The organism is Cyanobium sp. BA5m-10 (assembly GCF_024346255.1).
Taxonomy (GTDB): Bacteria; Cyanobacteriota; Cyanobacteriia; order PCC-6307; family Cyanobiaceae; genus Cyanobium_A; species Cyanobium_A usitatum.
This window is the reverse complement of the sequence record NZ_JAGQCP010000039.1, coordinates 1-23,075: the sequence shown is the minus strand read 5'-3', so window position 1 is coordinate 23,075 and position 23,075 is coordinate 1. Positions and strand designations below refer to the sequence as shown.

At 64.3% G+C, this 23,075-nt stretch carries 23 protein-coding genes and 1 pseudogene; 9 read left to right on the top strand and 15 right to left on the bottom strand.

From position 1 onward, the window contains the following. Nucleotides 1-336: nitrate reductase associated protein (locus KBY85_RS12090; RefSeq protein WP_254961751.1), on the bottom strand; the 336-nt coding region annotated here is incomplete at its 3' end. 42 nt (nucleotides 337-378) lie between these two features. On the opposite strand from KBY85_RS12090, the gene KBY85_RS12085 reads away from it, so the two are divergent. Next, a complete protein-coding gene (locus KBY85_RS12085; RefSeq protein ID WP_254931616.1) occupies nucleotides 379-2,517 on the top strand; it encodes a molybdopterin oxidoreductase family protein in 2,139 nt (712 codons plus the stop codon). A gap of 1 nt (nucleotide 2,518) precedes the next feature. Here KBY85_RS12085 and KBY85_RS12080 read toward each other — a convergent pair whose 3' ends face one another. The 5 genes and pseudogenes from KBY85_RS12080 to KBY85_RS12060 all read right to left on the bottom strand — a co-directional run bounded on the left by KBY85_RS12080 (nucleotide 2,519) and on the right by KBY85_RS12060 (nucleotide 7,549). Then, nucleotides 2,519-3,325, bottom strand: a complete 807-nt coding sequence (locus KBY85_RS12080) for an ABC transporter ATP-binding protein (RefSeq protein ID WP_254931617.1) — start codon at nucleotides 3,323-3,325, stop codon at nucleotides 2,519-2,521. A gap of 2 nt (nucleotides 3,326-3,327) precedes the next feature. Continuing rightward, nucleotides 3,328-4,137, bottom strand: a pseudogene (locus tag KBY85_RS12075) (nitrate ABC transporter ATP-binding protein); the annotation flags it as partial. After that, the gene (gene ntrB, locus KBY85_RS12070; RefSeq protein WP_396121865.1) at nucleotides 4,138-4,902 is read right to left on the bottom strand and encodes a nitrate ABC transporter permease; all 765 of its coding nucleotides are present in this window, start codon (nucleotides 4,900-4,902) and stop codon (nucleotides 4,138-4,140) included. 112 nt (nucleotides 4,903-5,014) lie between these two features. After that, on the bottom strand, nucleotides 5,015-6,328 hold the full coding sequence (locus KBY85_RS12065; RefSeq protein WP_254961750.1) for a CmpA/NrtA family ABC transporter substrate-binding protein: 1,314 nt from the start codon (nucleotides 6,326-6,328) through the stop codon (nucleotides 5,015-5,017). Nucleotides 6,329-6,481: 153 nt separating this feature from the next. Beyond that, nucleotides 6,482-7,549 (bottom strand): anthranilate phosphoribosyltransferase, encoded by a 1,068-nt coding sequence (locus KBY85_RS12060; RefSeq protein WP_254961754.1) that lies wholly within the window; start codon nucleotides 7,547-7,549, stop codon nucleotides 6,482-6,484. A 227-nt stretch (nucleotides 7,550-7,776) separates the two neighbouring features. Here KBY85_RS12060 and KBY85_RS12055 point away from each other — a divergent pair, with 227 nt between their 5' ends. From KBY85_RS12055 to KBY85_RS12040, 4 genes are all read left to right on the top strand, one after another. Further along, nucleotides 7,777-9,315 carry a ferredoxin--nitrite reductase gene (locus KBY85_RS12055; protein WP_254961749.1) on the top strand — a complete coding sequence of 513 codons (1,539 nt, stop codon included), beginning with the start codon at nucleotides 7,777-7,779 and terminating at the stop codon, nucleotides 9,313-9,315. Between the two features lie 15 nt (nucleotides 9,316-9,330). Further along, entirely contained in the window at nucleotides 9,331-10,623 is a 1,293-nt protein-coding gene (locus tag KBY85_RS12050; protein ID WP_254961748.1) for a CbiX/SirB N-terminal domain-containing protein, read from the top strand. Continuing rightward, complete coding sequence (gene cobA, locus KBY85_RS12045; RefSeq protein ID WP_254961747.1) at nucleotides 10,620-11,408, top strand: uroporphyrinogen-III C-methyltransferase; 789 nt, start codon at nucleotides 10,620-10,622, stop codon at nucleotides 11,406-11,408. Before KBY85_RS12050 ends, cobA begins: the two co-directional genes overlap by 4 nt. A gap of 143 nt (nucleotides 11,409-11,551) precedes the next feature. Beyond that, complete coding sequence (locus tag KBY85_RS12040) at nucleotides 11,552-12,028, top strand: redox protein (protein WP_254961746.1); 477 nt, start codon at nucleotides 11,552-11,554, stop codon at nucleotides 12,026-12,028. 4 nt (nucleotides 12,029-12,032) lie between these two features. Here the strand turns inward: KBY85_RS12040 and KBY85_RS12035 are convergent, their stop codons facing one another. From KBY85_RS12035 to KBY85_RS12015, 5 genes are read right to left on the bottom strand one after another with little or no spacing between them, the layout of a single operon-like run. Then, nucleotides 12,033-13,925 (bottom strand): EAL domain-containing protein, encoded by a 1,893-nt coding sequence (locus KBY85_RS12035; protein ID WP_396121864.1) that lies wholly within the window; start codon nucleotides 13,923-13,925, stop codon nucleotides 12,033-12,035. A gap of 4 nt (nucleotides 13,926-13,929) precedes the next feature. Then, nucleotides 13,930-14,421 carry a GGDEF domain-containing protein gene (locus KBY85_RS12030; protein WP_254961745.1) on the bottom strand — a complete coding sequence of 164 codons (492 nt, stop codon included), beginning with the start codon at nucleotides 14,419-14,421 and terminating at the stop codon, nucleotides 13,930-13,932. 50 nt (nucleotides 14,422-14,471) lie between these two features. Next, nucleotides 14,472-15,353 (bottom strand): transglutaminase family protein, encoded by an 882-nt coding sequence (locus KBY85_RS12025; protein ID WP_254961744.1) that lies wholly within the window; start codon nucleotides 15,351-15,353, stop codon nucleotides 14,472-14,474. Then, nucleotides 15,338-16,297: an alpha-E domain-containing protein gene (locus KBY85_RS12020; RefSeq protein ID WP_254961743.1), complete on the bottom strand. Its 960-nt coding sequence runs from the start codon at nucleotides 16,295-16,297 to the stop codon at nucleotides 15,338-15,340. Before KBY85_RS12020 ends, KBY85_RS12025 begins: the two co-directional genes overlap by 16 nt. After that, nucleotides 16,291-17,730 (bottom strand): circularly permuted type 2 ATP-grasp protein, encoded by a 1,440-nt coding sequence (locus tag KBY85_RS12015; RefSeq protein WP_254961742.1) that lies wholly within the window; start codon nucleotides 17,728-17,730, stop codon nucleotides 16,291-16,293. The genes KBY85_RS12020 and KBY85_RS12015 overlap by 7 nt, the downstream gene beginning before the upstream one ends. Before the next feature lie 144 nt (nucleotides 17,731-17,874). Between KBY85_RS12015 and KBY85_RS12010 the strand changes: the two genes are divergently transcribed. Further along, entirely contained in the window at nucleotides 17,875-18,390 is a 516-nt protein-coding gene (locus tag KBY85_RS12010; RefSeq protein WP_254961741.1) for a PilZ domain-containing protein, read from the top strand. Here KBY85_RS12010 and ureC read toward each other — a convergent pair. From ureC to KBY85_RS11990, 4 genes are read right to left on the bottom strand one after another with little or no spacing between them, the layout of a single operon-like run. After that, nucleotides 18,387-20,111 carry an urease subunit alpha gene (ureC, locus tag KBY85_RS12005; protein ID WP_106502633.1) on the bottom strand — a complete coding sequence of 575 codons (1,725 nt, stop codon included), beginning with the start codon at nucleotides 20,109-20,111 and terminating at the stop codon, nucleotides 18,387-18,389. The two genes, KBY85_RS12010 and ureC, sit on opposite strands and share 4 nt — an antisense overlap. An 11-nt stretch (nucleotides 20,112-20,122) precedes the next feature. Beyond that, a complete protein-coding gene (locus KBY85_RS12000) occupies nucleotides 20,123-20,440 on the bottom strand; it encodes an urease subunit beta (RefSeq protein ID WP_106502634.1) in 318 nt (105 codons plus the stop codon). A gap of 12 nt (nucleotides 20,441-20,452) precedes the next feature. Beyond that, nucleotides 20,453-20,755: an urease subunit gamma gene (locus tag KBY85_RS11995; protein WP_254961740.1), complete on the bottom strand. Its 303-nt coding sequence runs from the start codon at nucleotides 20,753-20,755 to the stop codon at nucleotides 20,453-20,455. Nucleotides 20,756-20,792: 37 nt separating this feature from the next. Continuing rightward, nucleotides 20,793-21,719 (bottom strand): urease accessory protein UreD, encoded by a 927-nt coding sequence (locus tag KBY85_RS11990; RefSeq protein WP_396121863.1) that lies wholly within the window; start codon nucleotides 21,717-21,719, stop codon nucleotides 20,793-20,795. 36 nt (nucleotides 21,720-21,755) lie between these two features. On the opposite strand from KBY85_RS11990, the gene ureE reads away from it, so the two are divergent. The 3 genes from ureE to KBY85_RS11975 all read left to right on the top strand — a co-directional run. Beyond that, entirely contained in the window at nucleotides 21,756-22,247 is a 492-nt protein-coding gene (gene ureE, locus KBY85_RS11985; RefSeq protein ID WP_254961739.1) for an urease accessory protein UreE, read from the top strand. Beyond that, nucleotides 22,237-22,878, top strand: a complete 642-nt coding sequence (locus KBY85_RS11980; RefSeq protein WP_254961738.1) for an urease accessory protein UreF — start codon at nucleotides 22,237-22,239, stop codon at nucleotides 22,876-22,878. Before ureE ends, KBY85_RS11980 begins: the two co-directional genes overlap by 11 nt. A 9-nt stretch (nucleotides 22,879-22,887) precedes the next feature. After that, nucleotides 22,888-23,075 (top strand): GTP-binding protein (locus tag KBY85_RS11975; protein ID WP_315859989.1); only part of this gene is annotated, 188 nt, incomplete at its 3' end.

Here is a 23,075-nt window from a genome sequence, read left to right as displayed (position 1 = left end):
GGCGGCCAGCACTTCGGGCAGCTGGTCGGCCTGCTGCCAGGGCTCAGCGTCGGGTCGGGGTAGGTCCTTGGCCTGGCCGGCGCTGAGGGCGCTGGTGCGCGCCTGCAGGTGCTGGCGCAACGCCTCGATGGCGGCGGGGTCATCGGGCCAGGCCAGCAGCTCAACGCGTTCTGTCTCGCTCAGCTCGCTCCAGTGCTGCAGCTTCAGCTTCACGCCGGCCAGATCGAGCTTGCGCCGCACGGCCATCGGAATGCAGCGCAGGTCGGCGGTGAAGTCGGCCTCGAAGTGGAAGCAGGTTCTGGCTAGAAGAGAGCCCAGGGGGAACTGCGGTAACAACTGCCACCATCATCGGGCGCCTTGGCTTGGTCGAATAGCCCCATGGCTACTCATCCCGCCATTCCGGCCGCCAGTCCAGCTGCCCTAGCCCAGTGCCCCTACTGCGGCGTGGGCTGCGGCCTGGAGCTGAAGGCCCCCGCTGAACCCGGCGGCATCTGGATCGCCCGCGGCGACCGCCACCATCCCTCGTCCCTGGGCCAGGTGTGCATCAAGGGCGCCACGGTGGGCGAAACCCTGCACCCCAACCGCCTCACCACGCCCCTGTGGCGTGCGCGCATCGACCAGCCCTTTGAGCCGATCAGCTGGCAGCGGGCTTTCACCATCCTGGTGGAGCGCATCGAGGCGACCTTGGCCACCAAGGGGCCCCAAGCGCTGGCGATCTACGGCTCCGGTCAGTTCCTCAGCGAGGACTATTACGCAGCCAACAAGCTGCTCAAGGGCGCCCTGGGCAGCAACAACTTCGACGCCAACTCGCGCCTCTGCATGAGTTCGGCGGTGGCTGGCTATGCCCGCAGCTTCGGCTCCGATGGCCCGCCCTGCTGCTACGACGACCTCGATCTGGCCGATCTGGTGCTGCTGATCGGCACCAATACGGCCGATTGCCATCCGGTGCTGTTCCAGCGGCTGCTTAAGCGCCGGCGAAAGGGGAATGGGCCGCGCCTGGTGGTGGTGGATCCGCGCGCCACCGCTACCAGCGATGCCGCCGACCTGCACCTGGCGATCGCCCCCGGCACCGACCTGGCCCTGCTCTGCGGCCTGGGTCATCTGTTGCTAGAGCTGGGCGGTGTGGATCAGGCCTGCGTGGCAGCCCACACCGAGGGTTTCGCCGAGCTGGAGACCCTCTGGCGGGCCTGGCAGCCGGCGCGGGCGGCGGCGGTGTGCGGCATCGCCGAGGCCGACCTGCGTCAGCTGGCCGACTGGTGGATCGCCAGCCAGGCGGCGCTCAGCCTTTGGTCGATGGGGGTGAACCAGAGCCGCGAGGGCACCGCCACCGTGGCCGGGATTTGCAACCTGCACCTGGTGAGTGGCCAGATCGGCCGCCCCGGCGCCGGACCCTTTTCACTTACCGGCCAGCCCAATGCCATGGGTGGCCGCGAGGTGGGTGGCCTGGCCCAGCTGTTGCCCGGTTACCGCGCCGTAGGTGATCCAGCGCACCGGGCCGAGGTGGAGCGCCACTGGGGCTTTGCTGCTGGCTCGATCTCGCCAGAGCCTGGCTTGGTGGTGTGGCAGCAGATCGAGGCGATGGAGCGCGGCGAGCTCGACCTCTGGTGGGTGGCGGCCACCAACCCGCTGGTGAGCCTGCCCAGCCTCGATCGGGTGAGGGCGGCGGTGGCGAACTGCCCGCTGGTGGTGTTGAGCGAGGCCTATGCCGGCACGGAAACCGAGGCGCTGGCTCACCTGGTGCTGCCGGCGGCCCAGTGGAGCGAAAAGGCTGGTGTAATGGTGAACTCAGAGCGCCGAGTCACCCTCTGCTCTGCCTTCCGCCAGCCCCCAGGCGAAGCCCGGGCCGACTGGGCGATCTTTGCGGAGTTGGGCCGGCGCCTCGGTTTTAAGGCGCAGTTCGGCTGGCCTGACGCCGGCGAGGTGTATGCCGAATTCGTGGCACTCACGGCTGGCCGGCTCTGCGATAGCAGCGGCCTTAGCCACGAGCTCCTGGCTGAGCACGGCCCCCAGCAGTGGCCCTTCCCCGCCGGCACCGCCCCCGGCGGCGGCAAGGCGCGCCTCTATGGCGATCTGGCCTTCCCTACCCCTTCCGGCAAGGCACTCCTCTGGGCCGATCCGCCCCTGGGCCTGGCGGAACCCCCCTGCGACTCCTATCCCCTGGTGCTCACGGTGGGGCGGCTGCTGGGCCACTGGCACACCATGACCCGCACGGCCCATGTGGCGCGGGCGCTCAAGGCCCACCCCGAACCGCTGCTGGAGGTGCATCCAAGCGATGCGGATCGCGCCGGCTTGGCTGATGGGGCTCTGGCCTTAGTGCGGTCGCGCCGCGGTGCGGTGTCGGTGAAGGTGCAAATCACCGATCGCATCCGGCCCGGCACCGTGTTTTTGCCGATGCACTGGGGCGCCTCCCAAGGCGAGCTGGCTTGTGAGGCCAATCGACTGATGCATGAGCTGGGCTGCCCGATTTCGAAGCAGCCGGAGCTCAAGGCAGCGGCGGTGGCGCTGACGCCGGCCTGACCTAATCCACGTCGTGGGCGAAGCGGCGATATAGAAAATCGAGGGCGTGGTTGCGCAGCTGGCCGTAGCGGGGGTCTTCCTGGATGGCTTCGTAGCGACGGGGCCGCTCAAAGGGCACCTCGAGGATTTCGCCGATGCCGGCGGCAGGGCCGTTGGTCATCATCACGACTCGGTCGGCCAGAAATAGGGCCTCGTCGATGTCGTGGGTGATCATCAGCACGGTGGGTTTCTGCTCACGCCAGATAGCTAGCAGCTCTTCTTGGAGCTCCTCCTTGGTGATGGCATCAAGGGCCCCGAAGGGTTCATCCAGCACCAGCACCGCTGGTGACACGGCCAGGGCGCGGGCGATCGCTACCCGCTGGCGCATGCCCCCCGAAATCTGCCCAGGGCGTTTGGTGCGCGCCTCCATCAGGCCCACCATCTCCAGGTGGTGAGTCACAACCTCGTGCCGGCTGCCTGCAGCCAGTTCGGGCCGGGCCGCTTTGACGGCCATCTCTACGTTTTGCCACACCGTGAGCCAGGGCAGCAGGGAGTAGTTCTGAAACACCACCATCCGGTCGGGGCCGGGCCCTGTGATCGGCTTGCCTTGCAGCGTTACCGAACCGTGGCTGGGCTGCAGAAAGCCAGACACCATGTTGAGCAGGGTGCTCTTGCCGCAGCCGGAGTGGCCGATCACACAGAGGAATTCCCCCTGCCGCACCTGGAGATTGATGTCACGCAGGGCCTCAAATGGCCCGCGCCGAGACTGGAAAACCTGGCCCACGTCCCGAAACTCGAGGAAGGCAGGGCTAGAGGTAGCGGTGGTCATCGCGAGCTGGCGGCGAGTTGCTTGAGCCGGCGCTGCTCCTGCAGGAAGTGGATCAGCTCGGCGCGGAGGTGGTAATAGTCGGGGTGGTCCATCACCGTGAGCCGGTCCCGGGGGCGCGGCAGGGGCACCTTCAAGATGTGGCCGATGCCGGCTGCTGGTCCGTTGCTCAGGCACACGACCCGATCTGAGAGCAGCAGGGCTTCGTCGACGTCGTGGGTGACCATCACGGCGGTAAGCCCCGATTCCTGACAGATCTGCATCAGCTGCTGCTGCAAATTGCCGCGGGTGAGGGCGTCGAGGGCGCCAAAGGGTTCATCGAGCAGCAGCAGCTTGGGCCGGATGGCCAGGGCCCGAGCAATCGCCACCCGCTGCTTCATGCCGCCTGATAGTTCGGCTGGAAATTTGTTGGCGGCTGCGCTGAGATTCACCGTTTGGATGTTGCGATCAACAATCTCGCGCCGCTCCTGGGTGCTTTTGGAGGGGTAGACGGTGTTTACGGCAAGGGCGATGTTTTGGCGCACCGTGAGCCAGGGCAACAGCGAATAGTTCTGGAACACCACCATGCGATCAGGGCCTGGATCGGTCACCTGACGGCCATTAATCAAGATGCCGCCCTCGCTGGCCTGGTCGAGCCCGGCTAGCAGGTTGAGCAGGGTGCTCTTGCCGCAGCCGGAGTGGCCAATCAGCGATACAAATTCGCCTGCGGCGATATCGAGATTGATGCCCTGCAGAGCTACGTAGCGGCCGCCGTCATCGAGGGGAAATACCTGGGTTACGGCATCGACGCTGATCAGTCCAGCTGGAGTGGTCATTTAGGCGGCTCCCTTGCTTACCTTGCGCCCCACCCAGGCCACCAGGCGATCCAGCAGCAGGCCCACCACTCCCACATAAATGATCGCCAGGATTATTTGGCTGGAGCTGGCATCGCCGCCGGCGTTGTAGGCATCCCAGATGAAGTAGCCGATGCCGCCGTCGGCCTTCAGCATCTCTGCAGCCACGATTGCCAGCCAGGCCAGGCCCACGGCGATGCGTAGGCCGGTGAATACGTAGGGCACCGTGGCCGGAATCACGATGTTGCTGATGTAGGCCCGCTTGCTGAGGCGCAGCACCCTGGCCACGTTGGTGTAGTCCTGGGGGATCTCCTGGATACCCACAGCCGTATTGATAATGATCGGCCAGATCGCCGTGATGAAGATCACAAATACCGCCGAGGTATTGGCGTCTTGAAATACCATCAGCGAAATCGGAAACCAGGCCAGTGGTGGCACGGTGCGCAGCACCTGCACCACCGGATCAAACCCTTTGCCGGCGAAGCGATTTAATCCGAGCAGGCCGCCGATGGCGACTCCCACGACCGCCGCCAAGCCGTAGCCCACCGCCACCCGTTGCAGCGAGATCAGGATCTGCCAGCCCAGGCCCTTGCTGGTGCCACCGTCATCGAAAAACGGCTGGCTGATGTAGGGATCCCAGGTATCAACCAGCACGTTGATCGGGCCGGGAAGTCGCGCAGCGCCAAGAGCGCCCGAAAGCAACTGCCAAACCAGCAGAAAAGCACCGATGCAGAGCAGATAGGGCATGATTTGGGGCAGTGCCGGCAGCAGCCGGCGCCGGCGGGAGGGCCGGCCCGGAGAAGCGTTGGGGTTCACGGATGGCGGGAGAGGGAACGGGGAAGTTGCTGGGCCTTTAAGTTCACTTCATCGCCTTGATTGCTAGGGCATCTAGGTAGGCCTTGGGATTTTCTGGGTCGAACACCACACCGTCAAAGAAGGTTTCCTTGCCGCGCGAATCGCTGCCGGGAATGGCCTTTCCTTGGCCGATTGAGTTGGCGGCTTCCTTCCAGAGATCAGCCCGGTTCACCTTATTTACCAAAGCACCGATATCGGTGTCAGAGGGTAGGTAGCCCCAGCGCATATCTTCGGTAACAAACCACTTGTCGTGGCTCTTGAAGGGGAAGGAGGCGTTTTCGCTCCAGAAGCGCATTCTCAGAGGGCTGTTTTTAACAACGCGGCCATCGCCGTAGTCGATGTCGCCGGCCAGACGGGGTTTGATGTCGGCTACGCTGACTTTGAAGTATTTGTCTTTGGCTGTGATTTCGCAGAGTTCATCAAGGTTTGCTGGATCTTCACACCAGATCTGGGCTTCCTGAACGGCCATCAGCAGGGCTTTAGCGGCCTTGGGGTTTTGATCAACCCAGTCGGCCCGCATTGAGAAGGCCTTCTCGGGGTGGTTTTTCCAGAGTTCGCCGGTGACGGCGGCTGTGTAACCCAGTTTCTTGTTCACCAGGCGCTGATTCCAGGGCTCACCAACGCAGAAGGTGTCCATGGTGCCGGTCTGCATGTTTGCCACCATCTGGGGGGGTGGCACCACTACCAGGTCGGCATCCTTATTGGGATCAATGCCATTGGCGGCGAGCCAATAGCGCATCCATAGGTCGTGGGTGCCGCCGGGGAAGGTAACGGCCGCTTTGAATTTCTTGCCCTTAGCGCTGGCCTGTTGCGTTGCTTTTGCCAAGCCTTCTTTGTTGTCGATGCTGAGCTTGTTAGCCAGGTAGTCCTTCGACACCGACAGCCCCTGGCCCTGCAGGTTTAGCCGCGCCAGGGTGTACATCGGCAGGGGCTGCTTGGTCTTGGTGATCGTGCCGGCAGTTAGCAGTAGCGGCATAGGCGAGAGGATGTGGGCGCCATCAATGCCGCCGCCGCTGCTACCTAGCTCCAGGTTGTCGCGGGTTGCGGCCCAGGAGGTTTGCTTCACCACCTTCACCTCGGGCATGCCGTGCTTGGCAAACAAACCCTTCTCCAGGGCAATGATCAGGGGCGCAGCGTCGGTGAGGGCGATGAAGCCCAAGGTGGCAGTCTTCAGCTCAGGTGCATCCGCACCACCGGCCTGACTTGTTGTTTGATTTTCAGATTTTTTGCTGGGGCTGCCACAGGCGGCTAGCCAGATGGCTCCAGCTGCCGAACCGGCGGCGGTGATTAGAAACTTGCGGCGCGAAAGGTTGGACATGGCTGGATTGGGATGGGCCGGAGTGGCGGCAACTGCACTCCGGACGGGCTCCACAAAGAAGCGCACCGAACCGGTCTAAAAATCGAGCCGGCGCACAAGCTGACCGACCCAATTACAAGACCACGGCTGGCTTCAACTTGAGGGTTGCAATTGCTACCGATTGCCGCTTTCGCTGGGATTGGCCAGGGTTTGCCGCAGTCGCTCGCCGCACCTCGAGGCGAGTAGAGCTCGCGCTTGCTCGAGGGCGTCAGCAAGGTTTTCGAAGCGATCAGCCAGCCAGAGGTAGGCCCCCAGATTCCAGAGCAGCGGTGCGGCCAGGGGGCCTTCGCCACCGAGGGCGGCCAGTGCTTGCTGCTGCCAGGTTTCCAAGTTTTCCCAGGCGATTTCATCGCCGTGGAGGCCGTGGTCCCGGGGGTGCACGAGCAGCCGCTCCAGCGAGCCCTGGCGGACCCGGGCGGTGATGCCAGCCCGGCTGGTGGGTAGGTCGGTCGACCCCTCCAGGCCCTTCACGGTGAGCACCTCGGTTTCACCGGCGGTGGCCAGGGCCTCCCAGGCCCGTTTTTCGGTGGGGGGATGGACGAAACCACTCACTAGTAGGTGGTCGCCGCAGTGGGGGGTCCAGAGCAGTTCCAGGCTGGCCACGGGGGGGCGCTTGCCAATTTCATCGCGCACCGGCAGCAACCTTTCCGCAGCTGGGAAGTGGTCGGGCTGGTGGGTGAGGCCCAGGTGGTGGGTGCTCAACCGTTGCTGCAGTGCGGCGAGGCTGAGCCCACGCCATTCAATGCCGAGGGCGGAAAAAAGCTCGGCCAGGGTGACGCCGTACTTAACCGGCATCGGGTCGCCGCCGTGCAGCACCACCGGGATCTCGGCGCCGGCTAGCACTAGGGCGAGCAGGGGCAGCAGGGGGGCGGTGCGGCTGCGGCCGTCGTAGGGCACGCCGAAACAAATGGCCTGGCGGCCAGGGGTCTCCAGCTTTGGGCCGTGGCTGCGGTAGCTATCGAGCATGCCGGTCAATTCGATCGGCAGCGGCCGGCGAATCCGGTGGGCGATCAGGAAGGCTCCAAGCTGCGCATCGCTTGCCTGACCCTGGAGCATCAGGTCCATGGCGTCGCGGGCCTCATCGCGGCTGAGGCCCGTGCTGGTGTGCTCACCGCTGCCCACCTTGGCAATCAGTTCGCGAAAGCGGGCCCGTTCGGGGCCGAGGGCTTCGAGGCGCTGCAGGCGTCTGAGCTCTGCCTCCGCCTCTGGAACTGTGGATTGTAGCGGTTGCGACACAGGAAGCGACTCGCACTGCAGACAATTCCAATTGTCTCCCTGCGGGGAGCTTTTTTCCCATTTCTGTTTTCCGGCGGCGTAGCTCTCATCGGCGCTTGCTCGGATCCACCTTGCGGCTGTGTGGCGGCAGGGCGGACATGCCGAGGTTGTTCCGTGTTTCGAGATTCCGCCCCATGACTAGCTCCACCATTTCTGCGGCCAGCCAGCCGCCCCTCAGCAAAATCGAGCAGGCCAAGGCCGAGCTCTGCGGCTTGGAGTTGGCGCCCCGGCTTGCCGAAATGGGGCGTGAAGGCTGGGAAGCACTCGACGAAGCCACGCTCACGATCCGGCTCAAGTGGCTGGGGATCTTCTTCCGGCCTGTGACGCCCGGGCGCTTCATGTTGCGGCTGCGGCTGCCCAACGGCGTGATCAGCGCTGAGCAGCTGGAGCTGCTGGCTGAGGCGATCGATCGTTGTGGCGAGCACGGCAGTGCCGACATCACCACCCGCCAAAACCTGCAGCTGCGGGGCCTGCTGCTGGAGGACATGGCGCCGCTGATGGTGGCGCTGGAGACCTTGGGGCTCACCAGCCGCCAGTCGGGCCACGACAACCCCCGCAACATCACCGGCAACCCGCTGGCGGGCATTGACCCAGAGGAGATCGTCGACACCCGCCCCCTGGTGGAGGCGATTCAGGCGCGGCTGCTGGGGCCGGCCGGTCCCCGCAACCTGCCGCGCAAGTTCAATGTGGCCGTGGGGGGCGCATCAGATAGCTTCCTGCTTCACAACGACCTGGCTTTCCTGCCGGCGGAGCACAACGGTGAGCTGGGTTTCACGGTGCTGGTGGGGGGCTTCTTTTCAGCTCAGCGCAACGAGTTGGCGGTGCCCCTGGGACTGTGGCTGCGGGCGGAGCAGCTAGCCGACTTCACCCTGGCGTTGTTGCATCACTACGAGCGCGCAGGCAACCGGCAGCAGCGCAACAAAAGCCGGTTGATGTATCTGATCGACGAGCTCGGGATCGATGCCTACCGGGCTGAGCTGGTTGCAGCCTTTGCCGAACCCGTGCTCAGCCACGCTGGCTCCCACCTGGTAAACCGCGCCCCCCGCTCGGGCCTGGGCGTGCAGGCCCAAAAGCAGGAGGGGCTCCACTGGGTGGGGCTGCACGTGCCGATGGGCCGGCTGGACGCGGCTTCGATGCTGGAGCTTGCCGCTTTGGCGCGCACCTATGGCAGCGGCGAGCTGCGTCTCACCGAGGCCCAGAACGCCTTGATCGTTGATGTGCCCGGCGATCGCCTCGAGGCTCTACTGGCTGCACCCCTGCTGCAGCGCTTCCGCCCCGACCCTTCGACCCTGCAGGCCGAAGCGGTGAGCTGCACCGGCAACGCCTACTGCAGCTTCGCTTTGATCCCCACCAAGGGCGTGGCCCAGCAGGTGCTCGAAGAGCTGGAGCAGCGCATCGAATTGCCTGAGGCGGTGCGCATGCACTGGACCGGCTGCCCCAATGCCTGCGGCCAGCCCTACATGGGTCAGATCGGGCTGATGGGGGCGAAGGCCCGTAAGGATGGTCAGATGGTGGAGGCGGCCAAGATCTTCCTTGGCGGCTCCATGGGCGCCGAGCCCAAGCTGGCCGAGCTGCATGAAAAAGGCGTACCCCTCAGTGATCTTGCCGATGTGCTGGAGCAGCTGCTGCTGGAGCAATTTGGAGCCCGGCGCCGCGAGCCGGCGGCTTCCTGAGCGCGGAGGGCGGCTTTGAGCTCTGCCCTGCCCCAGTGCGAGCCAGCCCAGCTGCCGGCCTGCGGCTCCCCGGCACGCTGGGGCTGGCTGCAACAGCTGCGCAACCAGCCTGAGCTGGACCTTGAACCCTGGCTGCTGGCGCTGGAAAACGGCAGCCTTAGCGCCGACCCAGACCTGCTTGCCGTGCTGGCGGAGCGGCTGGATCCGCCGTCCCAGCGGCGTTTGCTGCGTTGGTGGCGCCAGCAGCCCGATCCCGATCCCGGCCTTCCCAGCCAGGTGCTGCGCCAGCGGGATGGGGCTAGTGCCGCCTGGCTGCTGCAGCAATTGGCCCCCGGCCCGGGCGTTCTTGGCCAGGCCGTGGCGATAGCCCTGCTGCCCCTGCTGGGTCACCAGCGCCAGGCTGCGGCCTGGCCCGTGCTGCTGAGCTGGATGCGGCCCCCAATCGCTACCCCATTGCGGCGCGCCGCTCTCGAAGGGGTAGCCCGTGGTTTGTCGGTGTGGCCCCGGCACCAACTGGTGGCTGGCCTCAGCTCCCTGGCCGGCGACCTCGATCCCCAGCTGGCTGCCCCGGCGGTGGATCTGCTGGCCCGTCTGCCCGGAGCCCGCCGCGCCCTGGTGCCCCTGCGGCTCTGCGAGCTCGATCCCCAGGTGGCGGCGCGCCTTGGTCGCCGCCTCGCGGCCACCCCCGCCCAACCCCTGCTACTGGTGGTGCATGGCCGCGCCGGCGGCCAGCTGCCTGCCGAGTTGGTGGCCCTGGCCGCCGAGCTGGAGTGCCGCCGTGGTGCGCCGGTGCGGCTCCAGGCCCTTTCGGCGGCGCCGCCGCCGGCGGCGACCGAGCTGCTGCAGCCGGGTCAAGTCCTCGGCTTGGTGCCGCTGCTGCTGCTGCCCGGCGGCCATGTGCGCCACGATTTGCCGGCGATTGTGCGCCATTGGTCGGCTTTTGCCCGCGTCCAGCACTGGCCTTTCCTGGGGGCCTGGCCCCGCTGGCAGGCGGCCCTCGCTACGGAGCTGGCCGGATTGGCTACGCAGGATGCCCGGCCCTTACTGCTGCATCACCCCTTGGAGGGTCCCCTGGCAGCGCGGTATCTCACCAGCCTGGAGCGGCGCACCGGCGCCCACTGCGTCGCCACTCCATACAGTGCAGACCATCTCGCGCAGCTGAAGCTGACCCTTGCCGCTCCAGCCTTGGCCCTGGCCCTGGCCGCCAACCGGCTCACCGACCAGCTAGCCGAGCAGGTGGGTCCGCCGTTGCTGCAGCGGCCTGGCTTGCGCCAGCTGCTGCTGGCTGAACTCGAGGCCCTGCCATGAGTGCCCCGGCCCAGCTCGGCACGGTTTATCTGGTGGGGGCGGGCCCCGGTGATCCGGAGCTGCTCACCCTCAAGGCCCACCGGCTGCTGCGCCAGTGCGACGCCCTCGTCTACGACTCCTTGGTGCCCCAGGCCCTGCTGAATCTGGTGCCCCAAGGCTGCGAGCTCCACTTTGTCGGTAAGCGCCGCGGTCACCATTCCGTTCCGCAGCCAAGCACCAACGCGGTGCTGGTGGAACTGGCCAGCCGCCATCGCCTGATCGTGCGGCTAAAGGGCGGTGATCCCTTTTTGTTTGGACGCGGCGGCGAGGAAGCCGCCCACCTAGCCGCCAAGGGCGTGCCGGTGCAGGTGGTGCCAGGCGTAACCGCTGGCATCGCGGCTCCGGCCTACGCGGGCATTCCTGTTACCCACCGCCGCGCCGGCTCCAGCGTCACCTTCGTGACGGGCCATGAGGAAATCGATAAGGGCCGCCCAGGGGTCAACTGGCGCGGCCTGGCCCAGACCAGTGATGGCTTGGTGATCTACATGGGCCTGCATAACCTGCGCCGCATCGCCGAGGAGCTGATGGCGGGTGGCCTAGCCCCCGACACGCCCGCGGCTGTGATTCAGCAGGGCACCGTGCGCGGTCAGCGGCAGTTGATCAGCGTGCTGGGTGAGCTGGCCGACCGGGCTGAGGAGCAGGATTTTGCTTCGCCCTCAATCGTGGTGCTGGGCGAAGTGGTGGCCCAGCGGGTGCCGGTATGTGCCCCCGAGCCCGCTGATGTGGAGATGCCAATCCCCTTCTGATCCAAGCAAGTTTCCTTGATAGGTAGTGGTTGCGACGGCCGGCTCCCCGGTGGTGAGTTTCATTAGGCCTTGATCTGGCAGCACCCGCTGCTCTTACCCGAATGTCTTCCCTTCCCCGGTCTGGCACTTCCCAGTCTGCGCCGATGTTTGAGCTGATTCCCTACGAAAAGTTCCGCGATACCCCCGCTGTTCGTTTCTTTGATATCACCGTTGCCAGCTCCAATGCCCGCGATCTGGTGATCCATGCCGGTCCGGCCGTGAGCCCTCCGGATGAGGAGAAGACTGGTGCCTGGCAGTTTTATCTGCACCCCCACCAGGAAGATAATTTGTTGGCCCTGCACGGCGGCCGAACTTTTTACTTGGTTAATTTGGGCTGGAATTATCCCTATCACATTGTTCGCCTAGAAACAGGTGGCGACATCCTGCGCATTCCTCCGGGAACGTTTCACCGCTCAGTTTCTGATCACGATGGTTCTGTGGTGCTTAATCAGGCTGTGCGTGAGGCTGGTGCCAGCGTGGTGCGGGAGTTTCGGGTATACAACAGTCGCCTTATTCCCCGATTATTTGCTACAACTTTTAAAACGGCCCCCCTGCCTAAGTTGCACGGGGTTAGCTGGTAGTTTCCTAGTGAATTTCGGCTAAGTAGTGGGCCATAGCAGCCACCGACATCGGCCGGCTGAATAGGTAGCCCTGAGCATGCCTATAGCCGTTCTGCAGCAGCCAGGCGCGTTGAGAGTCCGTTTCAACCCCTTCAGCGGTACTTTCCAGTCCTAAATCGGCACAGAGATTCTGGATTGTTTTTAGCAACTGGTTGCTGGGATTGCTACTGTCGTCGATGCGCTCAACAAAGCTGCAATCGACCTTCACCGTGCGCACTGGATAGTTGTGGAGGCGGCTGAGCGAGGAATAACCCGTGCCGAAGTCGTCGATGGCGATGGTAACTCCCAGGCGGCGCAGGGAGTTGAGGAAGATTCCTAGTTCCGAGCCATTGTCATCTAAATAATCCTCTACCAGTTCCACTTGCAGCTGCCAATTTTTTGGCAAGGGGGTGGAGCGGATCAGTTGCAGCAACCTTTGGCGCTGGCCCTCGCTTTCCAGCAGTAGGCCGGAGAGATTCACTGAGAGTTGCAGCGGCTGCCCTGGTGCAGCGCTGGCTAGTTCATGGCTGGCTTGGATTGCTTTCTGGATTATCTGAAGATCAAGTTCACCGCTGAGCCCGGCCAGGTGAGATATCTGTAAAAAATTATTGGGCAGCATCATTTCGCCGCTTTCGGTGCGCCAGCGCATCAGGCATTCCAGGCCTACAGGCTTGCCCGTGGCGATATCAACAATCGGTTGCAGATAGGGAGTCATTTCGTTGCGTCGGATAGCGCGGCGTAGATTAGTTTCCACTTGGTAGTGATGCTGTGCCGCTAGTCGTGCGGGCAGATCGATGAAGTTGAAACTGCTATTTTTGCTGCGATCAGTTATGGCTATGCGTTGGGCGATGCTGGCATCAGAGAGTAGAGAGTCAACATCGCCATAGTTGTTTTTGAAGATTGCAATGCCCATGCTCATTCCCAGCTCCATATCACGGTCGTTTAGTTTTAATGGTGCCTCAAGGCTCGCCATGCATCTTTCTGCAATCGCTGTGATAGCACTTTCTTCTGAGAGGTGTGGTAGCACGATTGCTATCTCGTCATCTGAGAAGTAGGCGGTTGATGCTTGAGCAGGTAGACAGTCCCGTAGGCGTTCTAAGCCAGTTTGGATTAGGTTCTCCGCCGCAGCACTCCCAATGTTGGCGCTGACGCGGGAATACTCCTTGAACTTGCAGCGCGCCAGTGCAAAGCAGGGTGCTTGATCTAGGCCAAGCAGCAGGCTCAGCATCTGCTGTAGCTGCTCCCGATTCATTACTGGATTGATTTCACTAAGTAGCTGGATGCCTGGCCTGACCTGCCCGTTTCCCCCTTGGGCCTGCAGTGCTAATTCGGCGGATTGCAGTAGGTGGGCTTCTCGCCGCAGTTCCATTTGGCTAACCACTTGGCGAGCCAGTCGCTCTAGGGATGTGACCTGCTTAGGTGTGAGGGCCTTCGGTTCGATATCAATGGCGCAAAGGCTGCCCAATGCCATGCCGTTGGCGGCGATTAGGGGGAAGCCGGCGTAAAAACGGATGCGAGGCTCACCTTGAACAAGTGGATTATCGGCAAAACGATCATCTTCAAGGGCATCGTTTATAATTAAGGGCCGGCGCTGAACGATTGTGTGGCCGCAAAATGAAATATTTCTGGGCGTTTCCTTGGGTGCGTCGTCGAGGCCAACGCAAGACTTGAACCACTGACGATTTTCGTCGACAAGGCTTATAACTCCTATTTTTGCGCCAGTAATATCTTGAACTAGGTGGGTGATATCGTCAAAGATTGCTTCCGATTGCGTATCAAGTACGCCGTAGCTCTGCAGTTCCTTGAGGCGAGCCGAATCATCTTCGGGTATGGGCGCTTCCTGCACGCGGGCTAGATGTCCAAAACCTCTCCACAACATTAGGTCAGCAGTTCCTATTTTGTCTGGCCCGGCGCATGTTTGTATCCGAGCGAGCCAGCAGGGTGTCAGGTTTGAGCTCATCGCCTTCCATGGTGCTTATCCCGGTGGTGATGCTGGTGGGCACTGGTTCCTGCTTGCTGCCTAGCCCCAGCTGGCTCACCAGGGCTTGTAGATCCGCAGCCATTTCCTGGGCGGCGGCCCCATTGCAATCGGTGGCCACCACCACGAATTCATCCCCGCCGCTGCGGAAGAAGTGGTCGGTGATGCGCAGCCGTTGGCGTACCGCGCTGGCCACTCGTTTCAGAACTAGGTCGCCGATTTTATGGCCAAAGCGGTCATTGATTTTGGTGAGACCATCTACGTCGATAGTGATGCAGCTGAGGGGCTCGCCGGTGCGGCGGCAGCGCAGGCATTCCTCTTTGAGCCTTAAGAACAGGGCATTGCGATTGCCGCAGCCGATGGCGCGCTTTACGTGGCTAAGGATCGCGGCCGCCATCAGGTGGTTTGTCTGGAAATGGAGGACACCCAATTGCAGGCACCTTTTGCTTAGGCGGACTGCATGGTTGCAGCCGGCTCTTGGATGTCTGCCTCAATGCTCCATTCCAGCAGGCTTTCGACGCCATTCGGACCCGAAAAGCTGCCGGTGACAGCGGCGGTCAGCTCCGGCCTGGAGGAGGTGGCCAAGGTGATGTAGCGATCATCGATCACGCCTATGCCGCTGGGATCAAAGCCCCGCCAGCCTGCACCTGGCAGATACACCTCGGCCCAGGCGTGCAGGTCGTAGCTCTCAGGCTTTGGTTCCACCAGGTGGTAGCCGCTCACGAAGCGGGCCGGTAAACCCACGCAGCGGCAGGCTTCCACCATCAGCATCGCCAGATCGCGGCAGGATCCCACCCTTTCCTTGAGGGTGCGGCCGGCGGGCCAGGCCGGACCCACGTGACGCTGGGTGTACTTGACCCGGTCTTGGATGATTTCCACCAGCTGTTGCAAAAACATCAGCGCCCTTTGATCGCTGCCCATCAGCGCTTCCTGGGCCATGTCCACCGCGGCTGGGTCGTGCTGGCCGTTGGGTAGCCAGCCCTCCAGGCTGCCGGCCAGGTCACCGTTCAGGTGGCCCACCGGGTAGGGCAGCATCGGTTCGCTGCCCTCCAGGCAAACCTGCAGCAGCGGCGCCGGTTCCGTTTCCACCAGGCTGCTGGCCCGCACGATGAACGCATCTGTTGGCCCATTGAAACGGGCCCGCAGAATTTCATCGCCGCTGGCTGCCACCAAGGGGTAGAGCCGCCCAGGCTCCGGCGTCACTACCAGCTGGAAGTCCAGCAGCCGCTGAAAGCCGTGGCCCCGGGGCTTGAGGCAGAACCGGTGCGGACCCAGCAGCACCGGGGCGCTGTAGCGGTAGGTGAAGGTGTGGGTTACGCGGGCACGCATGCGTGGTCGGCGATGAAGTAGCGCTGTTCGATCAGATCATGGAGCCGGTTGAGGTCGCTTTGCAGGCCGTCGATCGACTCGTGCAAACCTCTCGCAATCAGCTCGTCGATGCGGCTGTAGCTCCAGCGGGCCAGGGTGAGGCCGCTGAGGCATTCGAGCTCGTCTGGAGCTCCTGGCACCGCCTGGCCGCGCACGATTCTCAAGGTTTCGTGGATGCGCTCTAGGCAGTAGCGCACCGAGCGCGGAAAGATCGGGTCGAGCAGCAGGAAGCTGGCCACCGCCTTGGGCTCGATCGCTTGCTGACGTGACTGCCTGAACATCTGATAGGCCCCGGCGCTACGCAGCAGGGAGATCCACTGCAGTTCATCGAGCACGCCACCCACTTCATCAGGTGAAGGCAGCAGCAGGAAGTACTTCACATCGAGGATGCGGGTGGTTTTTTCAGCCCGCTCCAGCACCCGCCCCAGGCGGCTGAATTGCCAGGAAAGGTCGCGGCTGAGGGTGGCATCCGTGATGCCATAAAAAAGTTGGCAGGCCCGGCGGATGTCCCGAAGTTGTTCCTGGGGGGGCTGACCCCAGAACCCCTTGTTGTCGAACAGGGTCCAATAGATGTCGTTGAGCTGCTCCCACATTTCGGTGGTGATTACATCGCGGATCTGGCGAGCGTTTTCGCGGGCGATGGCGATGCAGTTCACCACGCTGTTGGGATTGGCCTCGGCCCGCACCAGAAACTCCACCACCTGCTCCGGGCGTCCTTCTGGATAAAGACGATCGAAGAGTTCCCGATCACCACTGGCATCAACCAGGGGCAGCCAGGGTTCGGCGCTGCCTGGCGGGCAGTCGAGGGCCATTGCTTCGCTCACCTCCACAAAGCGGGAGATGTTTTCGGCCCGCTCCACATAGCGGTTGATCCAATAAAGGGAGTCGGCGACGCGGCTCAGCATGGTTGTTCACTCACGATCCAGGTGTCCTTGCAGCCGCCACCTTGGGAAGAGTTGACCACCAGGGAACCGCGGCGCAGGGCCACCCGGGTGAGACCGCCCGGGCTTACCCAGGCTCCCTTGCCGCGCAGCACATAGGGCCGTAGATCCACGTGACAGGGGAATAGTTCGCCCTCGCTCAGCGAGGGCACGGTGGAGAGCTCGAGGGTGGGCTGGGCTATGTAGTTGCGGGGATCGGCCTGGATCTTGACGGCAAACTCGGCGATCTCCTCGCTGCTGGCGTGGGGGCCGATGAGCATGCCGTAGCCACCGGCCTCGGCCACCGCTTTCACCACCAGCTCACTGAGGTGGGCCAGCACGTAGGCCCGGTCATCCTCCCTGGAGCAGAGGTAGGTGGGTACGTTTTCAATTATTGGATCTTCGCCGAGGTAGTAGCGGATCATCTCCGGCAGGTAGGCGTAGATCAGCTTGTCGTCGGCTACGCCGGTGCCTGGTGCGTTGGCGATTGCCACCCGGCCGGCCCGGTAAGCGGCCATCAGGCCCCGCACCCCCAGTATCGAATCGCTGCGGAATACGGCCGGGTCGAGGAAGTCGTCGTCGATGCGCCGGTAGATCACATCCACCGGTTCGGGCCCGGCCGTGCTGCGCATCCACACCCGGTCGTCCTGGCAGATCAGGTCGCGGCCCTCCACCAGCTGGATGCCCATCTGCTGGGCCAGGTAGCTGTGCTCGAAGTAGGCGCTGTTGAACACCCCGGGGGTGAGCAGCACCACCTTGGGGGTATCGGTCCAGGGGGCCAGCTCCCGCAGGGTCTGCAGCAGGTGGGAGGGGTAATCGTCGATAGGTTGCACGGTGCGGCCGGCAAACAGGCTCGGGAACATCCGCTTCATCACCCGGCGGTTTTCCAGGAAGTAGGCCACGCCGGAGGGACAGCGCAGGTTGTCTTCCAGCACTCGCCAGGTGCCCTGGCCATCGCGCACCAGATCCAAACCGGAGATGTGGCACCAGCGGCCCAGGGGCGGCTGGAAGCCCTGCAGTTGGGGTCGCCAGCCCTGGGAGCTCTCCACGTCCTGTCGCGGAATTACGCCGTCGTTCAGGATTTTTTGGGGTCCATAGACATCGGCCAGAAATAGGTCGATCGCCTCCAGCCGCTGGAACAGGCCTGCCTCGAGGCGTTGCCAGTCTCCGCTACCGATCAGCCGCGGCAGGGGGTCAAAGGGCAGGATGCGCTCACCACCATGGTTGCCCGAGTCATTGAGGCGAAAGGTGGCCCCCAGCCGACGCAGCAAAACGCCGGCCGCCGCGTGATTGCGATTTAGTTCATCGAGGCCCAGCTGGCCCAGGGAGGAGAGCAGGGGCCGCAGGGCGCTGCGGGGCTGATCAGGCGCACTGAAGTATTCGTCGTAGCCCCGATTTGGTCTGTATTCCCCAAACATGCTCCACCACCTGCCATGGGGGGATCATGTCCACCCGTTGGGTTGACGCCGGTGTGGGTTGATACGGAAGGCCAGCTCCGTCCATGGCCTCTATCTTTCTTCGCCAGTAGGGTGAAGTAATGGCAGCTCCCAGGCGCTTTTGTTATGCCCAGCCATCTCCCCAATCCTGCTGGCGATGCCTCCAGACGGCCTGGTGTCTCCTGGGTAGAACCCTTCGGTAAAGATCCAGGGGGCAATGAGGCCCAAACAATCTTTGCTGGGGATGAAGACCCAGAAATTCTGGGTCTCGACGACGGTCAGCGCTGCTTTGAAAGGTTCCTGGCGCTTCCCTGTCCTCCGTTGCTGATTCAGCTGCCCAGCCCAGGCGCTGAAGCTCGCACCCAGTGGTTTTATGCCGACATCCTCGACATTAGTCTAGGTGGCTTGTGCCTGTTTATCACCGGAAACCATGACTTACAGGTAGGTCAAGCATTGCTGGTTGATTTCCATGTGCATCGGACCGCCGACTTGCATCAGGTGGCGGGTTTTGTGCGTTGGTTTGTTCGCTCCAGAACCTTTACCACCATGGGGATAGGCTTCAGCGAACCCCTGCCCCAGCTTCCCCAGCTGCTGCCGGAGCGGCCCAATAGCCCGCGTGACCCCAAAACGGTGGCTGATTAGAGCAAGAAGTAGCGCTGGGCCATTGGCAGCACATCGGCTGGTTCGCAGCTGAGCAGCACCCCATCGGCGAACACCTCATAGGTCTGGGGGTCAACCTCAACATTCGGCAGGGCCGTGTTGTTTTTCATTGAGGCCTTGCCGATGTCGCCGCGGGTGTTGGTCACGGGCACGCAGGGTCGTTTCAGGCCCAGCTGGCGGGGTAGGTCGGCATCGAGGGCTGCCTGGCTCATGAAGGTGAGGCAGCTGGGGGCCAGGGCGGCCCCAAAAGCGGCAAACATCGGCCGGCCGTGCACTGGTCCGGGGGTGGGGATCGAGGCGTTGGCATCGCCCATCTGGGCCCACACGATTGAGCCACCCTTGATCACCAATTCCGGTTTCACCCCGAAAAAGCCCGGCTTCCACAACACCAGATCGGCAAGCTTGCCCACCTCCACCGAACCGATCTGGGAATCGAGCCCGTGGGCGATCGCCGGGTTGATCGTGGTTTTGGCGATGTAGCGCTTTAAGCGGGTGTTGTCGTTGCGGCCTCCACTTGAAGCGGCATCTTCGGGCAAGGCGCCGCGCTGCACCTTCATCTTGTGGGCGGTCTGGAAAGTGCGGGTGATCACCTCCCCCACCCGGCCCATGGCCTGGGAGTCGCTGGCGATGATTGAGAAGGCGCCCAAGTCGTGGAGGATGTCTTCGGCGGCGATGGTTTCGCGGCGGATGCGTGATTCGGCGAAGGCCACATCCTCCGGGATGCGTGGATCCAGGTGGTGGCACACCATCAGCATGTCGAGGTGCTCCTCGAGCGTGTTGCGGGTGTAAGGGCGGGTGGGGTTGGTGCTGCTGGGAAGCACGTTGGCTTCGCCGCAGATTTTGATGATGTCGGGGGCGTGACCGCCGCCGGCCCCTTCGGTGTGAAAGGTGTGGATGGTGCGGCCGCCGATGGCGCGGATCGTGTCTTCCACAAAGCCGGCTTCGTTGAGGGTGTCGGAGTGGATGCACACCTGCACGTCGAAGCGGTCGGCCACCGTCAGGCAGCAGTCGATCGCGGCTGGGGTGGTGCCCCAGTCTTCGTGCAGCTTGAGGCCGCAGGCGCCGGCGCGCACCTGCTCCTCGATTGCTTCGGGGGTGGAGGCGTTGCCCTTGCCGTAGAAGCCCAGATTTACCGGCAGGCCCTCGGCGGCCTGCAACATGCGGGCTAGGTGAAAGGCGCCCGGGGTGCAGGTGGTGGCGTTGGTGCCGGTGGCCGGGCCGGTGCCGCCCCCCAGCAGGGTGGTTACACCGCTGGCCAGGGCCGTTTCAATCTGCTGCGGGCAGATGAAGTGGATGTGGGTGTCGATCGAGCCGGCGGTAAGGATGTGCCCCTCGCCGGCGATCGCTTCGGTGCCCGGGCCCACCACGATCGTCACGCCCGCCTGGGTGTCGGGGTTGCCCGCTTTGCCGATGGCGCAGATGCGGCCGTCGCGCAGGCCGATGTCGGCCTTGACGATCCCCCACCAATCCAGGATCAGGGCGTTGGTTATGACTGTGTCCACGGCGCCCTGGCTGCGGGGCGTCTGGCCCTGGCCCATGCCGTCGCGGATCACCTTGCCGCCGCCAAATTTCACCTCATCGCCGTAGACGGTGAAATCCTTTTCCACCTCCAGAAATAGCTCGGTGTCGGCTAGCCGCAGCCGATCGCCGGTGGTGGGGCCGTAGGTCTCGGCGTAGGCGCGGCGGGAGATGCGGTATGGCATGTGGAAAAGGGTTAATCGAGCGGTCCGTTGACCAGGCCGTTGAAGCCGAAGACGCGGCGCTCGCCGGCGAAGGGCACCAGCTGCACTTCGCGGCTGTCGCCGGGCTCGAAGCGGATAGCCGTGCCGGCGGGGATGTCGAGCCGCAGGCCGCGGGCAGCGTCGCGGTCAAATTTGAGCGCGCTGTTGGCTTCGTGGAAATGGAAGTGGGAGCCCACCTGCACGGGACGATCGCCGCTGTTGGCCACCAGCAGCGTTGTCACGGGCCGGCCGGCGTTCAGCACGATCTCACCGGGTTCGGGCAGTAGTTCACCAGGGATCAGGGGGGGCATGGTTTTCGGTGATCAGCGGATCGGGTCGTGCAGGGTCACAAGCTTGGTGCCGTCGGTAAACATCGCTTCGATCTGCACTTCGCTTACCAGCTCTGGAATGCCCTCCATCACCTGTTCACGGCTCAGCCAGGTGCTGCCCTCGGCCATCAGGGCGGCAACGGTCTTGCCGTCCCGGGCGCCCTCGATCACCTGGAAGCTGAGCCAGGCAACGGCCTCGGGGTGATTCAGCTTGAGGCCGCGGTTGAGCCGCCGCTCCGCCAGCAGGGCGGCGGTGACGATCAGCAGCTTGTCCTTTTCCTGGGGGGTTAGGTGCATGGCCCAACTTTGGCAGCCTTAGGGCGCCTTGACCCGTTCAGCCTGAACCCAAGGGCTGTTCCTGGAAGGGCCATACCCGCGGCAGTTCTGGGGCGCTGAGGCCGCGTGCGGCCCGGATCCGGGCCCATACCCTGGTGAACCAAAACCGGGCTGCCTGACTGGAAGGGCCGCGGTAGCGGGCGATCAGGCCCTGATCCAGGGCTCCGCAGGCCAGGTCGCCCTCCAGCCCCTGGCGGTCGCTGCGGCAGTCGGCCAGCAGCTGGGCCAGGGCAGCGGCCCCCAGGGGCTGCGGCGCTGCCCACACCAGCGATCCCAGCACCGGTTGGCCCGCCATGCCGTGTTCTGCAGCGAGGCTGGCGCCGCTGATTTCCAGGGGATCCACCAGCTCCCAGCGGCGACCTTCGGGGCCGCGGCGACAAACCTGCAGCCGTGAACGCCAGCAGCCCTGGCCCAGGGTTTCGCCGGCGGCGCTGCGGCCCAGCCGTACGACGTCCATGCCCAGCCAGCTGGCCCCCGCCGCCAGCTCCACCGTGAGGTTCTGCTCCAGCAGTCCGCCGGCAAACAGCACCAGCTCCTGGGGCAGCCATTCCAGGTCGCTGCCGGCTTCGAGGCTGAAGTGCAAACTCTGGCGGGCCCACTGGCCCTGCGGCACCAAACGGGACCGCCCCACCGTGCCATACACCTTCTGGGCCGCCACGCTGGTGAGCAGGGCTTGGCTACCTGGGGCGAGGTGGGCCCGCAGGGTGAGTTGGTCGCCCCCCACCAGGCCGCCGGCGGTGTGCAGGAGGGGCAATTCGCAGCGGCCGTCTGCCTGGGGGTAGGCCCGTTGCAATTTCAGAGGGGATGTAGCCCAGCCCTGATGCACAGTTGCAGGCGGCTCCCCCGGACTGCCCTGCCGGGCCGTGAACTCCAGCTCAGCGGCGCCGTGCCAGCGGCCTGCCGCAATGGTGTTGGGATGATTCACCAGGCATGCTGTTTAGAGACCATGGTGCACCCGGCGATGGCCAGCTCCGAGCTTGCTGACCGGCCTTTGGTGCTGCGTGAGCGCGGGCTGGCCGCCAGCCCGGGGGCCGTTCCTGCCTTGGTGCTTGCCCTTTCGGCGGTGGAGCGCACCCAGCTGCGGGGGTTGCGTTGCACAGCCTGTGGCAGGCAGGTGCTGCTGCAGCTGCCCCGGGGGGCAGCCCTGGAACCCGGTGAGTGGCTGGCCGCCACGGCTGCCGAACCGCTGGTGCAGGTGCGGGCGGCGGCGGAGGAGCTGATCCAGGTGCGCAGCGCCGATCCCCTGGCCCTGCTCCAGGCCGCCTATCACCTTGGCAATCGCCACGTGGCCATGGAGATCAGGGCTGGTGAATTGCGCCTGCTCGCCGATTCCGTGCTGGCCCACCTGCTGGAGCATCGCGGTCTGCAGGTGGGCCAGCTGCAGGCTCCCTTTCAGCCCGAGTCCGGTGCCTACGGCCCCATCCACGGCTACGGCCACAGCCATGACCACTAGCCGGTTGCGCTTGTTTCAACTGATCAGCCCAGCGCTGCCGGTGGGGGCCTTCAGTTATTCGGAGGGCTTGGAGGTGCTGGTGCAGCGCGGGCTTTTGCTGGACGGGGCTGGGGTCAGGGCCTGGCTTGAGGCTGAGTTGCAGCGCGGCACCTTGGTGCTGGAGGCTGCCAGTTTGCCCGGTTTGCTGCTGGCTGAAGCAGCCGAATTGCGCGAGCGCGATAGCTGGTTGCTGGCCCTGCGGGAGGGGGCTGAGGTGCGCGCCCAGCAGCGCCAGATGGGCGCTTCGCTGCTTGGGCTACTAGCCGACCTCGGCTTCAATCCGCCCGCCTTGAACCTGGCTTGGCCCGCAGCCTTTGCCCTGGCGGGCCGCGCCTTGGAGGTTGGCGCCACCGAGCTGGTTGAGGCCTATTTATATGGCTGGGTGGCAAACCAGCTCAGTGCGGCGTTGCGGCTGGTGCCTCTAGGACCCACCGAGGCCCAGCGCCTGCAGCTGGGTTTGGCGCCTTTGATTGCCCAGCGGGCCCTCGAATTGGCGGCTGCCGATCCCGACCAGCTCTGGAGCGGTGGCGTGGGTGCGGGTCTGGCCCAGTTGCGCCACGCCGAGCTGTACTCCAGGCTGTTTCGCAGCTGAGCGGATCGGATGAGCAAGCTGCGGGTGGGCGTGGCCGGGCCGGTGGGCTCGGGCAAAACCGCCCTGGTGGAGGCCCTCTGCCGGCGGCTGCGCGATCGCCTGCAGCTGGCGGTTGTCACCAACGACATCTACACCCAGGAGGATGCCCAGTTCCTCACCCGAGCTGGGGCCCTTGAGCCCGAGCGCATCCGCGGCGT

What these genes read in the sequence shown, in the direction of transcription:
- KBY85_RS12085 (WP_254931616.1), top strand. Translation starts at nt 379, where the DNA reads ATGGCTACTCATCCCGCCATTCCGGCCGCCAGTCCAGCTGCCCTAGCC.
- KBY85_RS12080 (WP_254931617.1), bottom strand. Translation starts at nt 3,325, where the DNA reads ATGACCACCGCTACCTCTAGCCCTGCCTTCCTCGAGTTTCGGGACGTG.
- ntrB (WP_396121865.1), bottom strand. Translation starts at nt 4,902, where the DNA reads ATGCCCTATCTGCTCTGCATCGGTGCTTTTCTGCTGGTTTGGCAGTTG.
- KBY85_RS12065 (WP_254961750.1), bottom strand. Translation starts at nt 6,328, where the DNA reads ATGTCCAACCTTTCGCGCCGCAAGTTTCTAATCACCGCCGCCGGTTCG.
- KBY85_RS12055 (WP_254961749.1), top strand. Translation starts at nt 7,777, where the DNA reads ATGACTAGCTCCACCATTTCTGCGGCCAGCCAGCCGCCCCTCAGCAAA.
- cobA (WP_254961747.1), top strand. Translation starts at nt 10,620, where the DNA reads ATGAGTGCCCCGGCCCAGCTCGGCACGGTTTATCTGGTGGGGGCGGGC.
- KBY85_RS12040 (WP_254961746.1), top strand. Translation starts at nt 11,552, where the DNA reads ATGTTTGAGCTGATTCCCTACGAAAAGTTCCGCGATACCCCCGCTGTT.
- KBY85_RS12035 (WP_396121864.1), bottom strand. Translation starts at nt 13,925, where the DNA reads ATGTTGTGGAGAGGTTTTGGACATCTAGCCCGCGTGCAGGAAGCGCCC.
- KBY85_RS12030 (WP_254961745.1), bottom strand. Translation starts at nt 14,421, where the DNA reads ATGGCGGCCGCGATCCTTAGCCACGTAAAGCGCGCCATCGGCTGCGGC.
- KBY85_RS12025 (WP_254961744.1), bottom strand. Translation starts at nt 15,353, where the DNA reads ATGCGTGCCCGCGTAACCCACACCTTCACCTACCGCTACAGCGCCCCG.
- KBY85_RS12020 (WP_254961743.1), bottom strand. Translation starts at nt 16,297, where the DNA reads ATGCTGAGCCGCGTCGCCGACTCCCTTTATTGGATCAACCGCTATGTG.
- KBY85_RS12015 (WP_254961742.1), bottom strand. Translation starts at nt 17,730, where the DNA reads ATGTTTGGGGAATACAGACCAAATCGGGGCTACGACGAATACTTCAGT.
- KBY85_RS12010 (WP_254961741.1), top strand. Translation starts at nt 17,875, where the DNA reads ATGCCCAGCCATCTCCCCAATCCTGCTGGCGATGCCTCCAGACGGCCT.
- ureC (WP_106502633.1), bottom strand. Translation starts at nt 20,111, where the DNA reads ATGCCATACCGCATCTCCCGCCGCGCCTACGCCGAGACCTACGGCCCC.
- KBY85_RS12000 (WP_106502634.1), bottom strand. Translation starts at nt 20,440, where the DNA reads ATGCCCCCCCTGATCCCTGGTGAACTACTGCCCGAACCCGGTGAGATC.
- KBY85_RS11995 (WP_254961740.1), bottom strand. Translation starts at nt 20,755, where the DNA reads ATGCACCTAACCCCCCAGGAAAAGGACAAGCTGCTGATCGTCACCGCC.
- ureE (WP_254961739.1), top strand. Translation starts at nt 21,756, where the DNA reads ATGGCCAGCTCCGAGCTTGCTGACCGGCCTTTGGTGCTGCGTGAGCGC.
- KBY85_RS11980 (WP_254961738.1), top strand. Translation starts at nt 22,237, where the DNA reads ATGACCACTAGCCGGTTGCGCTTGTTTCAACTGATCAGCCCAGCGCTG.